This window comes from Pseudomonas sp. S2_A02 (assembly GCF_054668495.1).
Window position 1 is genome coordinate 5,171,889 of sequence record NZ_CP162776.1, and the last position, 13,932, is coordinate 5,185,820.

16 protein-coding genes are annotated in these 13,932 nt (G+C 57.4%); 13 read left to right on the plus strand and 3 right to left on the minus strand.

Annotated elements, in window-relative coordinates:
- Positions 1-21: 21 nt before the first annotated feature.
- Entirely contained in the window at positions 22-939 is a 918-nt protein-coding gene (locus tag AB4O41_RS23605; protein WP_460144894.1) for a putative 2-dehydropantoate 2-reductase, read from the minus strand.
- A gap of 140 nt (positions 940-1,079) precedes the next feature.
- Between AB4O41_RS23605 and AB4O41_RS23610 the strand changes: the two genes are divergently transcribed.
- A complete protein-coding gene (locus AB4O41_RS23610; protein WP_007906601.1) occupies positions 1,080-1,565 on the plus strand; it encodes a YajQ family cyclic di-GMP-binding protein in 486 nt (161 codons plus the stop codon).
- Between the two features lie 136 nt (positions 1,566-1,701).
- Entirely contained in the window at positions 1,702-2,544 is an 843-nt protein-coding gene (locus AB4O41_RS23615; protein WP_123357937.1) for a mechanosensitive ion channel family protein, read from the plus strand.
- Between the two features lie 146 nt (positions 2,545-2,690).
- Here the strand turns inward: AB4O41_RS23615 and AB4O41_RS23620 are convergent, their stop codons facing one another.
- The gene (locus AB4O41_RS23620; protein WP_460144895.1) at positions 2,691-4,043 is read right to left on the minus strand and encodes an OprD family porin; all 1,353 of its coding nucleotides are present in this window, start codon (positions 4,041-4,043) and stop codon (positions 2,691-2,693) included.
- 889 nt (positions 4,044-4,932) lie between these two features.
- On the opposite strand from AB4O41_RS23620, the gene AB4O41_RS23625 reads away from it, so the two are divergent.
- Together AB4O41_RS23625 and AB4O41_RS23630 are read left to right on the plus strand one after the other, a co-directional pair.
- Positions 4,933-5,358 (plus strand): HIT family protein, encoded by a 426-nt coding sequence (locus AB4O41_RS23625; protein WP_007897048.1) that lies wholly within the window; start codon positions 4,933-4,935, stop codon positions 5,356-5,358.
- 3 nt (positions 5,359-5,361) lie between these two features.
- On the plus strand, positions 5,362-5,568 hold the full coding sequence (locus AB4O41_RS23630; RefSeq protein WP_253550924.1) for a SlyX family protein: 207 nt from the start codon (positions 5,362-5,364) through the stop codon (positions 5,566-5,568).
- Positions 5,569-5,642: 74 nt separating this feature from the next.
- Here AB4O41_RS23630 and AB4O41_RS23635 read toward each other — a convergent pair whose 3' ends face one another.
- Positions 5,643-6,245, minus strand: coding sequence for a cold-shock protein (locus tag AB4O41_RS23635; protein WP_460144896.1), 603 nt, complete (start codon positions 6,243-6,245; stop codon positions 5,643-5,645).
- Positions 6,246-6,709: 464 nt separating this feature from the next.
- Between AB4O41_RS23635 and AB4O41_RS23640 the strand changes: the two genes are divergently transcribed.
- From AB4O41_RS23640 to tolQ, 9 genes are all read left to right on the plus strand, one after another.
- Complete coding sequence (locus AB4O41_RS23640) at positions 6,710-7,048, plus strand: ribbon-helix-helix domain-containing protein (protein WP_460144897.1); 339 nt, start codon at positions 6,710-6,712, stop codon at positions 7,046-7,048.
- Positions 7,049-7,185: 137 nt separating this feature from the next.
- On the plus strand, positions 7,186-7,407 hold the full coding sequence (locus AB4O41_RS23645) for an FmdB family zinc ribbon protein (protein ID WP_010457489.1): 222 nt from the start codon (positions 7,186-7,188) through the stop codon (positions 7,405-7,407).
- A 122-nt stretch (positions 7,408-7,529) separates the two neighbouring features.
- Positions 7,530-9,305 (plus strand): aspartate--tRNA ligase, encoded by a 1,776-nt coding sequence (aspS, locus tag AB4O41_RS23650; RefSeq protein WP_367372676.1) that lies wholly within the window; start codon positions 7,530-7,532, stop codon positions 9,303-9,305.
- A gap of 125 nt (positions 9,306-9,430) precedes the next feature.
- A complete protein-coding gene (locus AB4O41_RS23655; protein ID WP_460144898.1) occupies positions 9,431-10,177 on the plus strand; it encodes a YebC/PmpR family DNA-binding transcriptional regulator in 747 nt (248 codons plus the stop codon).
- 158 nt (positions 10,178-10,335) lie between these two features.
- Positions 10,336-10,860 carry a crossover junction endodeoxyribonuclease RuvC gene (gene ruvC, locus AB4O41_RS23660; RefSeq protein ID WP_038981958.1) on the plus strand — a complete coding sequence of 175 codons (525 nt, stop codon included), beginning with the start codon at positions 10,336-10,338 and terminating at the stop codon, positions 10,858-10,860.
- A gap of 115 nt (positions 10,861-10,975) precedes the next feature.
- Complete coding sequence (ruvA, locus tag AB4O41_RS23665; protein WP_038981959.1) at positions 10,976-11,590, plus strand: Holliday junction branch migration protein RuvA; 615 nt, start codon at positions 10,976-10,978, stop codon at positions 11,588-11,590.
- Complete coding sequence (ruvB, locus tag AB4O41_RS23670) at positions 11,591-12,652, plus strand: Holliday junction branch migration DNA helicase RuvB (RefSeq protein ID WP_460144899.1); 1,062 nt, start codon at positions 11,591-11,593, stop codon at positions 12,650-12,652.
- A gap of 127 nt (positions 12,653-12,779) precedes the next feature.
- Positions 12,780-13,247: a tol-pal system-associated acyl-CoA thioesterase gene (gene ybgC / locus AB4O41_RS23675; RefSeq protein ID WP_007933231.1), complete on the plus strand. Its 468-nt coding sequence runs from the start codon at positions 12,780-12,782 to the stop codon at positions 13,245-13,247.
- Positions 13,237-13,932: a protein TolQ gene (gene tolQ, locus AB4O41_RS23680; protein ID WP_007897030.1), complete on the plus strand. Its 696-nt coding sequence runs from the start codon at positions 13,237-13,239 to the stop codon at positions 13,930-13,932. The genes ybgC and tolQ overlap by 11 nt, the downstream gene beginning before the upstream one ends.

Sequence of the window (13,932 nt, forward strand, 5' to 3'; positions counted from 1 at the left end):
AGTGGCCAGCGTAGCCGCTGCTCAGTCGCTGGGCAATCCAAGGCTGTGCAGATGGGCGATCAAGCGCTGCTGCAATTGACTGAGGTGGGGCAGGTTCAACTGGTGCCGCGACGCGACTTTGCAGGCATGACCCAACAGGTAGCTGATTTCAGTGCGGCGCCGATTCGCGACGTCCTGGTACATCGAGGAGAAATTGGCGGCAGTGGCCTGGATCACCCGTTCGACTTCATCCTGGAGGTTTTGCGCCGCTGCCGGCTGGCCGCAGCGCTCCAGCAGTTCGGTGAGCTCGGCGCAGAGGGTGGCGACTTCGCAATGATGTTGCTGCAAACCGCCGTTGCGGCATTCGTGCAGCACGGTCAGCGGGTTGATCGCACAATTGAGCGCCAGTTTTCGCCACAGCCTTGTGAGGATGTCCGTGCTCCACTCATGAGGAATACCGGCGGCGCTCAAGTCCTCCAGCCAGATCGGCGCCACCGGGTGGCCGGCATCCCCCAGCCAGGTGTAGCCATGACCGGCGAACACCACACGCCAATCGCCATCGCGAAACGCGCCTTCGGTGCTGGAGGCGAAGATGCAGCGCGCCTGAGGCACCTGCGCGGCAACCGCGTCCTGACTACCGAGGCCGTTCTGCAACAGGATCAGTTCGGCATTTGGTGTCAGGCGGTGGGCGAGCCGGGCGACGGCTTTCTCTGCGTCGTAGGCTTTGCAGGCCACTAGCAAACGGCTGATGGGCTCGTCGTTGTCGGCTGTTTCGCCGGGCACCGGATACAGCTGTGCTTCACCGTGTTCGACCAGCGTCAACCCGCCCGCCGCCTGATAGGCTTGCAAGCGCGTCGCGTCCCGCACGATCAGCCTGACCGGCACATCAGCCCGTGCCAGACGTGTGGCCCAAAGGGTGCCGAGGCTGCCGGCGCCCAAGATATGCCAAGGGGTAGACATCAGCTTTTTGCCCGGTTTGTCGCTGGCATGTGAGGCTCGCAGTATCGGTTGGAAAAGACCCGTTATAATGAGCCGGATTTTAACCGCAAGCCAAGCGCGCTCCATCATTATCGAGCGTGCCTTTTTATTGGAGAGATTACATGCCGTCGTTCGACGTGGTATCCGAACTGGACAAACACGAAGTCACCAACGCGGTCGAGAACGCCGTCAAGGAACTCGATCGTCGCTATGACCTGAAAGGCAAGGGCACCTTCGAGTTCAAGGAAAAGGACCTGACCGTCAACCTGACCGCGGAAGCTGATTTCCAGCTCGAAGCGATGATCGAGATCCTCAAGCTGGCCCTGGTCAAGCGCAAGATCGACGTGCAGTGCCTGGAAGTCAAGGATGCCTACGCGTCGGGCAAGTTGATGAAGCAGGAAGCGGTCCTCAAGGAAGGGATCGACAAAGAGCTGGCGAAGAAAATCGTCGCTCACGTCAAAGACGCCAAGCTCAAGGTCCAGGCCGCCATTCAGGGCGAGCAAGTGCGCATCACCGGCAAGAAACGTGACGATTTGCAGGAAGCGATTGCAGCCCTGCGCGCCAAGACATTCGACATGCCGTTGCAGTTCAACAACTTCCGCGACTGACTTTTCAAGCGGGAACCTCTTGGCGTTTTCGACGTCCGAGGCCCAAGCAACGGCAGAAACGATTGAGCCCTCACGGGTTTGGTCTTTCTGCCGCTCATTTTTTGCGTGCCGGGTAGCCGGAAATCAGGAGAAAAAGATGGATTTGAATGCTGAAGTGGACAATCTGGTCAAGGCATCCCAAGCCTGGATTCCGATGATCATGGAATACGGCAGCCGCGTGCTATTGGCGGTGATCACACTGGCCGTCGGCTGGTGGCTGATCAACAAAGTCACGCAAAAGCTTGGCGGCCTGCTGGCGTTGCGTAATGCCGACCTGGCGCTGCAAGGTTTCATCAGCAGCCTGGCGAACATCATTCTAAAGGTTCTGCTGATCGTCAGCGTGGCGTCGATGATCGGTGTGGAAACCACCTCGTTCGTCGCGGCCATCGGTGCTGCCGGCCTGGCGATCGGTCTGGCCTTGCAGGGCAGCCTGGCGAACTTCGCCGGCGGCGTGCTGATTCTGTTGTTCCGCCCGTTCCGTATTGGTGACTGGATCGAAGCCCAAGGTGTAGCCGGTACTGTCGACAGCATTCAGATCTTCCACACGGTACTGCGCACCGGCGATAACAAAACCATCATCGTGCCTAACGGTAACCTGTCGAACGGCATCATCACCAACACCAACCGTCAACCGACCCGTAAGGTGGTGTTTGATGTGGGTGTGGATTACGAGGCGGACTTGCAGAAGGCCCGCGAAGTGTTGCTGAACCTGGCCAAGGATCCGCGTGTATTGGCTGAGCCGGCACCGGAAGCCGTAATTTCTACGCTGGGTGACAGTTCGATCACTGTTTCCCTGCGGGTGTGGGTAAAGACCGCCGACTATTGGAATGTGATGTTCATGTTTAACGAACAATCCCGTGATCGACTGAAAACGGCCGGTATCGATATTCCGTTTCCGCAGCGGGTTATTCGAGTGGTTCAAGAATCGGCAACGGTGTAATGATTGGTCTTCGATGCATGTTTGACCTTTCGGTCAGATTTGCTCTGCAAGAGCCCGATCCGTTAAACACAATGCTGTAGCCAAATAAAAAAAGGCCCATCCGAAGATGGGCCTTTTTTTGATTACCGCAAACTAGCTTTCGGCAATTACAGAACCGAAATTGGGTAGTCGACGATCAGGCGGAACTCGTTGATATCGCCTTCAGCTTGGTCGGTATTGGCGCGGTGCCATGCCTGACGAATGCGGAAGGACAGATCTTTCGCAGGGCCTGCCTGAACTACGTATTTGGCTTCGAGGTTGGTTTCGTGGTGCTTGCCATCTTCGCCGTAGCCGTACAGGCGGTATGGGCTATCGGCATCCATTTTGGTGCCGTCGATATCCCAACCTTTAGCGTAACGGGTCATGAAGCTCAAACCAGGAACGCCGTACTCAGCCATCTTCAGGTCATAACGAACTTGTACAGATTTTTCGTTTGGAGCGTTGAAGTCAGAGTACTGGATGGAGTTGGCGAGGAAGATCGAGTCGCCGCCACGGTTGTTATCGCCTACACCGACGTAGTCGAACGGGGTGTCGCCGTTAACTTTCTGGAAGGCGAGAGTAACGGTGTGAGCCTTCAGGAACGAATAAGCGGCTGCCAGCGAGTACGTGGTGTTACTGATGTCGCCCGCTTTGGCGCTACCGGAATCGGTGGTGCGGTAGATGTTGCCGTCCAGGTTGACCGACTGAGTGCCACCCATTGGAATGGTGTAGTTCACGTTGGCGTAGTACTGGTTCCAGATGTCTTTGAACTTGGAACCGTAGAGCGAAACGCTCAGGTTGTCGTTGATGCCGTATTTGCCACCGGCATAGTCCATGGTCCTGCCGGTTACAGGTTGACCGTCATCAGGAAAGCTCGCGTACTGGGAGTGCAACTCACCGTCGCTGTTCATCTCGTCCTGGCTGGAGGACGAGTAGAAGTGACCGGCTTCCAGGTCCAAGTTGGTGATTTCGCTGCTCTGCAGTTGGAAACCGGTAGCGGTTTGAGGCAGCAGGCGGGAGCCACCGACGGCGAACACTGGAGAGGTGCTTGGCTGCATCTCACCGAACTTCAGTTCAGTCTTGGAGACACGAAGTTTGACAGCTCCACCGGCTTTACCGAAGTCGTCGTGGTTACGGCCTTGGGAATCGCGGCTCAGGTTGCCCGAACCGGAGTACTTGTCTTCGCCGTCCAGCTTGATACCCAGGTAACCGAACGCATCAACGCCGACGCCTACAGTACCTTGGGTGTAGCCAGAGCTGAATACACCGTGGAAACCCTGGGTCCAGTCTTTGTCGTCGACTGCGCGGTCTTTCTTGTCACGGTTGAAGTAATAGTTGCGAAGCAGCAAGTCGAACTTGGCGTCTTCAACAAAACCTTTGGCTTCAGCCTGGTCACTTACGAAAGGTGCGGCCGTAGCCAATTGAGTACTGGCTGCTGCAGCAACTGCCAGTGCGATCATGCTCCACTTCATCACGCGCATCGTGATTTGCTCCTTTGGTTTTTAGAAGAGTACTGCCGTCCCGCCTGTTTTATTATCCGGGCGGCTCTTTCTTTTGTGTCGGCGCAAACTTATATCACGCCGACCATGTTGGCGATACTTGCGCATCTAACCTTTCAGCTTCTTTACGACCCTGTCGCAAATGGCTGGGTAGATGTCGCAAATTCACAATCCCGACGCAATCGGACTGACAACTTTAGCGTTGTTTTCCATGGCTTGCGCATCGGTAAAAAAGAGTCCCTGGTCCTGCACTTGAATCTCCATCGGGCAATCCTGCCACTGTTTTTATTGGCCTTAAGGCTTCCACTTCCAGCGGACGCCTTATAGACGATATAGGTGTGAATGCAACAAGCGTGCACAAATCGGAATTCTGTTGCTGTTTTTTTTCAAAGGCCTGCCTGCTGCTGTAAAAACCCCATAAAACCGGGGGGTTCAAGCTCGTGTTACTTGGGCTTGACGCCATGCTTCGCATCGTGTTTACCACATCGAACTGATGGGGGCGACAACCAAAAACGTTACCGGTTCACCCCGCCAGTGAGTAGTTAGCGGATGCTGACGCACTGAGCGTAGACGCGTTGTGCGGTTTTGGTGCAAAAATTTCAATTGCTGTACCGAATTCACACAGTGTCGCTTTGTGGTCGAATCGAGCAGCCCGTTGTTTATCGGTCATTTCGGCTTTTTTTGTACGATGGCTGGTTCTGTCATGGTGCATGCCGGATCAAGATGGCTCATGTCGGGGCGACGCTGCAGGCGGCAAGTCGTTGTGAAGCGCGTGGCATTCGCAGGTATGCTGCCGTCCTGTCGCTTGGTGCCGCCGTCTTTTGGTATGGGCGCTAAGCTGAAAAAAGATCACCAGAGGGGAGTGCGCGCTGTGTTCGCTTTAGATCCACGACTTCAACAAGACACCTTGCCGATCGGCGATTTCCCGCTCTGTCGGTTGCTGTTGTCCAATGATTCGAACTACCCGTGGTTCATCCTCGTGCCACGCCGCGAGGATATCAGTGAGATATTTCAGTTAGATGTCGCAGATCAGCAGCAGCTGTGGCAGGAAACGACCGCGCTGGCGGAAATGCTCAAGGACTCATTCGATGCGGACAAGTTGAACGTCGCGGCCTTGGGTAATGTAGTCAGTCAGTTGCACATGCATGTGATTGTGCGCAAGCGTGAGGACGCCGCCTGGCCTGCTCCGGTCTGGGGCAAGCAGCAGGCTTTACCCTACAGTCCAGAGCAGATCGCGACGATTCGTGAACGGCTGCGCCTGGTGTTGACCGATGATTTCACGTTTCTGGAGGGTTGAGTCATGAGCCTGGAAGAGCGCGTTACCGATTTGGAAAGCCAGCTGGCGTTTCAGGATGACACCATCCAGACGTTGAATGATGTGCTGGCTGCGCAGCAACATGCGGTTGAGCGTCTGCAACTACAAATGATGGCGCTGCTCAAGCGGCAGGAGGAAATGGTCGGTCAGTTCGAGTCCTTCGAAGAAGAGGCCCCGCCGCCGCATTACTGAGCCACATTAGAGAAAAGCAGGTCATAAAAAAACCGCGAACAGCCCGGGCTGTTCGCGGTTTTTTTAGCCTTGAATCAGCGACGCGGCAGCGCGGCGATCACATCTTCGGCTTGCAGGCCTTTGTCACGGTTCATGACAGAGAACTCCACGCGCTGGCCTTCGACCAGAACACGGTGGCCTTCACCGCGAATTGCCCGGAAGTGCACAAAAATATCATCACCGGAATCACGGGAAATAAAGCCGAAGCCTTTGGAGGTGTTGAACCATTTAACGGTGCCAGTATCGCGGTTGCTCATGTCATAGCTTGGCGAGGCGGCGGCCGGTGAAGATTTGTAGAAGCTGACGGCCAGGTGCAGAAGAATGGCGATCAGGGCAGCGACCAGACTGAACAGAACGGCAGGTTGACCGGCGATGACAGGCATCGGAGCGATCAGCGTCAGGGTTTGCAGCACGACAGCCAGAACCAGCAGGGCGCTGACCAGGTTTTGCAGTTGATGACGCGGGCCTTTGTTCCAGTAAGGGATAACAGGTGCAAGGGTGAGGTTGAGCAGGCCGAAAAAGGCCAGGTACAGCGCATCAGGTTGTTGCAGGTAAGGTAGCGCTTCGGATCGCAGGCTAGGGATGAAGGACAGCAGCAGGGCTGCTGCGCCCATTAGCAGGTGGACGATTTTCAACATTTTGATTAACTCACGTTAAGACGGATCACAAGGAAGAGCTGATGGAGCACGGTTCGCTTCAGAACAATAAGAGGCGTTGGACACGTACCCGGTATCAGCCTATGCGCAATCCCCGGAAAATAGGCGATAGCGACACACTGCCTATTTAACAGCAAAGCCCGCGGCTACTCAAATCAGGCAGTCCAGCGGTGCTTTCCACTGGCCGGTATGCGAATGACGCCTGCTGAGTGCTGTTCGCGCGCAGTGTTCCTCGGATCTTTTACCTTTTCACTGAGTGATGTTGCGTCAGTTATTGTGGGAAAACGTCCGGCCTAGGACGTGCTCCATGATCTCCCTTCCGTTGTTGGCTTATCCTACGTTGATGGTCATAAAGTCATCTGGATATGCCTGTGCGCCTGCGCTTTTATAAGGAAACGGAATAGGACTCTTATAAGCAGCAAGGATGGCAAAGGAGTGTCAACGGAATGGTTCATGAAGACAGGCGAAACGAGGGGAGGGTCGGTCCACTCAAGGACGTAAGGATTGATTCATTAGTCAGCGAATTCGATATGGGCCTGGCCCAGCCATTGTCCCGGTCTGTGCGTTTGAATGGCTTTGCGACCTGCTTGCGGCTGGAGCAGGTCTATTGGGATATTTTGGGTGATATGGCCAAGGTCAATTGCTGCTCGGTCAGTGCGCTGTTGTCCCGCGTGGATCGCGAAGTGCATTTGCGTCATGGCGGGGTGAAGAACTTCACCGGGCTGGTGCGGGTTGTCTGCGTCGTGCACAGCCTGAAGGAGGGAAGTTGCCTCGTCATGGCTTAGCGATTGGCGGTTGATCGGGTCGAGTGTCGGTCTGTGCAGTCTTACGGCTGCACAGGCTGCATTTAATGGATATAATCCCGCCCTTTGCCGCAAAGCCCAGCATGCGCGGTAGCAATCTGATCGCCGAGACAACCCCCATGCCGATGTACGACTATCAATGTGCTTCCTGTGGTCATCAGTTGGAAGCCATTCAAAAGATCAGCGCAGCACCGCTGGTCGACTGCCCTGCCTGCCAGGCGCCAGAGCTGAAAAAGATGCTGTCCATGCCGGGCTTCCGGCTCAGCGGCACCGGCTGGTACGAAACCGATTTCAAGACCGGTTCCAAGAAGAATCTGGCCGGTGGCGACAAAGCTGACTAGGGTCTAGCGCCCGGGCTGAATGACACGCGCGAGCTCTTGCATCATCTGGCACCTTGTTTAAGTGCGAGGGTGCGGCAAGACCTCCAACCGAATTTCGAATTACGAGAAGTGAAACCACGACCATGATGCGCAGCCATTATTGCGGCCAACTGAACGAAAGCCTGGAAGGCCAGGAAATTACCCTTTGCGGATGGGTTCACCGTCGCCGTGACCACGGTGGGGTGATTTTCCTCGATATCCGTGATCGTGACGGTCTGGCCCAGGTGGTGTTCGACCCGGACCGCGCTGAATCCTTCGCCGCCGCCGATCGCGTGCGCAGCGAATACGTGGTCAAGATCACGGGCAAGGTTCGCCTGCGTCCGGCCGGTGCCACCAACGCCAACATGGCGTCGGGCATGATCGAAGTGCTGGGCTATGAGCTGGAAGTGTTGAACGAAGCGGAAACCCCGCCGTTCCCGCTGAACGAGTTCTCCGACGTCGGCGAAGAAACCCGCCTGCGTTATCGCTTCCTCGACCTGCGTCGCCCGGAAATGCTCGAGAAGCTGCGTCTGCGTTCGCGCATGACCACCAGCATCCGTCGCTTCCTGGACGAGAACGGCTTCCTCGATGTCGAGACGCCGATTCTGACCCGCGCCACGCCAGAAGGCGCGCGCGACTATCTGGTGCCAAGCCGTACCCACGCCGGTTCCTTCTTCGCCTTGCCGCAATCGCCGCAGCTGTTCAAGCAACTGCTGATGGTCGCCGGCTTCGACCGTTACTACCAGATCGCCAAGTGCTTCCGCGACGAAGACCTGCGTGCCGACCGTCAGCCGGAATTCACCCAGATCGACATCGAGACCAGTTTCCTCGATGAAAAAGAGATCATGGGCATCACCGAACAAATGATCCGCAACCTGTTCAAGGAAGTGCTGGACCTGGAATTCGGTGATTTCCCGCACATGACCTTCGAAGAGGCCATGCGTCGTTACGGTTCCGACAAGCCGGACCTGCGTAACCCGCTGGAACTGGTTGACGTTGCCGATCAATTGAAAGAAGTCGACTTCAAGGTGTTCAGCGGCCCTGCCAACGACCCGAAATGCCGCGTTGCCGCTCTGCGCGTCCCAGGTGCGGCAAGCATGCCGCGCAAGCAGATCGACGACTACACCAAGTTTGTCGGTATCTACGGTGCCAAGGGCCTGGCATACATCAAGGTCAACGAGCGCGCCAAAGGCGTTGAAGGTCTGCAATCGCCGATCGTCAAGAACATCCCTGAAGCCAATCTCAATGTGATCCTTGATCGCGTTGGCGCGGTTGACGGCGACATCGTGTTCTTCGGTGCCGACAAAGCCAAGATCGTCAGCGAAGCCCTGGGCGCGCTGCGGATCAAGGTTGGTCACGATCTGAACCTGCTGACCTGCGAATGGGCTCCGATGTGGGTTGTCGACTTCCCGATGTTCGAAGAGAACGACGACGGCAGCTTCACCGCGTTGCACCACCCGTTCACCGCGCCGAAGTGCACCCCGCAAGAACTGGAAGCCAACCCGGCAACCGCGCTGTCCCGTGCCTACGACATGGTCCTGAACGGTACCGAACTGGGTGGCGGTTCGATCCGTATCCACCGCAAGGAAATGCAACAGTCGGTGTTCCGTCTGCTGGGTATCAGCGAAGCGGAACAGGAAGAGAAGTTCGGCTTCCTGCTCGACGCCCTGAAATACGGCGCGCCGCCGCACGGTGGTCTGGCCTTCGGTCTGGACCGTCTGGTGATGCTGATGACCGGCGCCCAGTCGATCCGTGAAGTGATCGCCTTCCCGAAAACCCAGAGCGCTGCCTGCGTCATGACTCAGGCACCAGGGCTGGTGGATGCCAAGGCATTGCGCGAATTGCACATTCGTCTGCGCGAAACACCAAAGGCTGAGTAAGGCTGACCTAAGGGGCGCATCTGCGGATGCGCCCCTTCTTTTATAGACAGGGTCGAGATTTTTTTTTGCTGGCCGGCGCATCATGGCGTGGCGGGCAATGTTTCAAAGATAATTCGGAGCGAGTTATGGCGGGTCATTCCAAGTGGGCGAACATCAAGCACCGCAAAGAACGTCAGGATGCCAAGAAGGGCAAGATTTTCACCAAGTGGATTCGTGAACTGACGGTTGCCGCCCGTCAGGGCGGCGGTGATCCAGGCTCCAACCCGCGTCTGCGTCTGGCGCTGGATAAAGCGCTGGGCGCGAACATGAGCCGCGACATCATCGATCGCGCGGTTGCTCGCGGTGCCGGCGCCGCCGATACCGACGACATGGTCGAGCTGACCTATGAAGGTTACGGCCCGGGCGGTGTGGCGGTGATGGTCGAATGCATGACCGACAACCGCAACCGTACCGCAGCCGCTGTTCGCCATGCGTTCAGCAAGTGCGGCGGCAACCTAGGCACCGACGGTTCGGTGGCCTACCTGTTCGAGCGCAAGGGGCAGATTTCCTTCGCGCCAGGCGTGGATGAGGATGCGCTGATGGAAGCGGCCATGGAGGCCGACGCCGATGACGTGGTGACCCACGAAGACGGTTCGATCGACGTGTTTACCTCGTTCGCCGGCTTCTATTCCGTGCGCAACGCTTTGGAGGCTGTCGGCTTCAAGGGCGATGATGCGGAAATCGTCATGCTGCCGACCACCAGTGCCGAACTGGACCTGGAAGGCGCCGAGAAGGTTCTGAAGCTGATCGACATGCTAGAAGACCTGGATGACGTGCAGAACGTGTATTCCAACGCCGACATTCCAGAGTCGGTGGCCGCACAGCTCGGATAAGGGCGACTAAGATTCAGTGTGGGAGCTGGCTTGCCTGCGATGGCGGCGTGTCAGGCTACATCATTGTTTGATGTGCCTACGCCATCGCAGGCAAGCCAGCTCCCACATTTGTTATTCGCTGTAATGAATATCGTGCTCTTACCTAACCCGCAGGCGTTATGACTTTAATTCTTGGTATCGACCCCGGTTCGCGTATCACCGGTTATGGCGTGGTACGCGATACCGGGCGTGGTTGCGTGTACGTGGCGTCGGGCTGCATTCGCACGGGCTCCGGCGAGTTGCACGAGCGCCTGCAAATCGTCTATCGGGGTGTGCGTGAAGTCATTCAGACCTACGGCCCGGTGACCATGGGCATTGAAAAAGTCTTCATGGCGCGCAATGCCGACTCCGCACTCAAGCTCGGTCAGGCCCGCGGCGCAGCCATTGTGGCCGGTGCCGAGGAAAGCCTGGAAATCGCCGAATACACCGCGACCCAGGTCAAACAGGCGGTGACCGGCACCGGCGGGGCGAACAAGGAACAAGTGCAAATGATGGTCATGCACATGCTGAAATTGACCAGCAAGCCGCAAATCGATGCTTCGGATGCCCTGGCCATCGCGATTTGCCACGCGCACACCCGTTCCAGTCTGTTGCCTCATGGTCTGGGTGCAGCACGCAGTCGTGGCGGGCGCCTGCGTCTCTGATAGCATCAGCAATCATTTTTTATGGAATGAGGGTTTTGCGCCTGTGTTGTCGGTGCAAAACCCTTGTTCTGTCAGTCGCCAGCACTGATCTGGCCAAGGCTCAAGGATCTGAAACGTGATTGGACGCTTGCGCGGCACTTTGGCTGAGAAACAGCCGCCGCACCTGATTCTGGATGTAAACGGTCTGGGGTATGAGCTGGAAGTACCGATGACCACGCTTTATCGCTTGCCGTCGGTCGGTGAACCGCTGACCTTGCACACCCATTTGGTCGTACGCGAAGACGCGCAGTTACTCTATGGCTTCTTTGGCAAGCGCGAGCGAGACTTTTTTCGCGAGTTGATCCGTCTCAATGGTGTAGGGCCGAAACTGGCGCTGGCCTTGATGTCGAGCCTGGAAGTCGACGAGCTGGTTCGTTGCGTGCAGTCCCAGGACACTTCGGCGTTGACCAAGGTGCCGGGCGTGGGCAAGAAGACCGCCGAACGTTTGCTGGTGGAACTCAAGGACCGCTTCAAGGCGTGGGAAACCGTGCCGGCGATGTTCGCGTTGGTGCCAAACCAGCCGGGTGGGCCAGATGCGCCTCCGGTCGCCACCGCCGAAAATGACGCGGTCAGCGCGCTGATATCCCTGGGCTACAAGCCGCAGGAAGCCAGCAAGGCGATTTCCGCGATCAAGGAGAAAGGTTTGAGCAGTGAAGACATGATTCGTCGTGCCCTTAAGGGAATGATCTAAGTGATTGAAGCTGATCGTCTGATCGCCGCCACGGGTGGTCCCCGTGACCGCGAGGAAGTCCAGGACCGGGCGATTCGTCCTGTCAGCCTGGCCGAGTACATTGGCCAGCCAACCGTTCGCGAGCAAATGGAGTTGTTCATCCAGGCTGCGCGTGGGCGCAACGAATCCCTGGACCACACGCTGATATTCGGCCCGCCGGGCTTGGGTAAAACCACCCTGGCCAACATCATTGCGCAGGAAATGGGCGTGTCGATCAAAAGCACCTCGGGGCCGGTCCTCGAGCGTCCGGGTGATCTGGCGGCGTTGCTGACCAACCTTGAACCCCATGACGTGTTGTTTATCGACGAGATCCATCGGTTATCGCCGATCGTCGAAGAAGTGCTGTACCCGGCCATGGAAGATTTCCAGCTCGACATCATGATTGGCGAAGGGCCGGCCGCGCGCTCGATCAAACTCGATCTGCCGCCATTCACCCTGGTTGGCGCAACCACCCGGGCCGGCATGCTGACCAACCCGTTGCGCGACCGTTTCGGGATTGTCCAGCGCCTGGAGTTCTACAACACCGCCGACCTGGCGACGATTGTCAGCCGTTCGGCGAACATTCTCGGTTTGCCGCTGGACCCGGAAGGCGCCTTCGAAATCGCCCGCCGTGCCCGTGGCACGCCGCGGATCGCCAACCGCTTGCTGCGTCGGGTCCGGGATTTTGCCGAGGTCCGCGCCAAGGGCCACATCACCAAGCCGATCGCCGACCTGGCACTGAACCTGCTGGATGTCGACGAGCGAGGCTTTGATCATCAGGACCGACGCCTGCTGCTGACCATGATCGAGAAATTCGACGGTGGGCCGGTGGGGGTGGACAGTCTGGCGGCGGCGATCAGCGAAGAGCGTCACACCATTGAAGACGTGCTGGAGCCGTATTTGATCCAGCAGGGCTATATCATGCGCACTCCGCGGGGGCGGGTGGTCACTCGGCATGCGTACCTGCACTTCGGTTTAAACATCCCGTCACGATTAGGCGAGATGCCCGTGGTAGACGAGTTCATCGATGCCGTGGACGATTAGTAACCTTTGCGCGCTGATTTATTCGGGGTTTGTGCTGTCCCAGGACCGTACTTTCGCCAGAAAGCCGCGAATCAATGAAAAACAGTTGCCTGGCCGGATTGGCAACCTGAGGAGTAAGCACTAGAGTATGCGCGCGCAAAACGGGCTTGAGCCGTTCGCACATCGTTGTCGCGTTTATTACGAGGACACCGATGCGGGCGGCATCGTGTATTACGTCAATTACCTCAAGTTTATGGAACGGGCTCGAACCGAGCGGCTCCGGGAGCTGGGCTTTGCCCAGTCGGCGCTGGCAGGGGAGGACCTGTTGTTCGTCGTGCATTCCAGCGAAGCGCGTTACCACGCGCCGGCGCGACTGGACGATGAACTGCTGGTAAGCGCTGAAGTTATTGAATTGAACCGGGTCAGCCTGCGCTTCAAACAGCAGGTCAGGCGGGCTACGGATAATGTGCTGCTCTGCGAAGGGCAGTTTCTGGTGGCCTGTGTGCGCACTAACAGTTTAAAACCCCGGGCCATTCCCGAAGCTCTACGTGCGGCCTTTGCCGACGTGAGCGGCGCGGGTACACACTCAAAGCAGGAGATAAAGCGTGGAAGCTAACGTCGTCGACCATTCCTCCATGTGGAGCCTGGTCAGCAATGCCAGTATCGTGGTGCAACTGGTAATGCTGATCCTGGTAGCCGCATCGGTGACCTCATGGATCATGATCTTTCAGCGCAGCAACTTGCTGCGTGCCGGTCGACGTGCCCTGGAGAGCTTTGAAGAGCGCTTCTGGTCGGGTATCGACCTGTCCAAACTCTACCGTCAGGCCGGCAGCAACCCTGATCCGGATTCGGGCGTCGAGCAGATCTTCCGTGCTGGCTTCAAGGAATTCTCCCGTCTGCGTCAGCAGTCAGGCGTTGACCCGGAAGCGGTCATGGAAGGCGTGGCCCGTGCCATGCGCGTAGCCATCTCCCGTGAGGAAGAAAAGCTCGAGCAGAGCCTGCCGTTCCTCGCCACCGTCGGTTCCGTCAGCCCGTACATCGGTCTGTTCGGTACGGTCTGGGGCATCATGAACTCCTTCCGTGGCTTGGCAACTGCCCAGCAAGCGACCCTGGCCACCGTGGCCCCCGGTATTGCCGAAGCACTGATCGCTACCGCGATCGGTCTGTTCGCTGCCATCCCGGCCGTTATCGCGTACAACCGTTTTGCTGCCCGCAGCGAAACCCTGCTGGGCCGTTACTACACCTTCGCCGATGAATTCCAGGCGATCCTGCACCGCAAAGTGCACACCAGCGAAGAATAA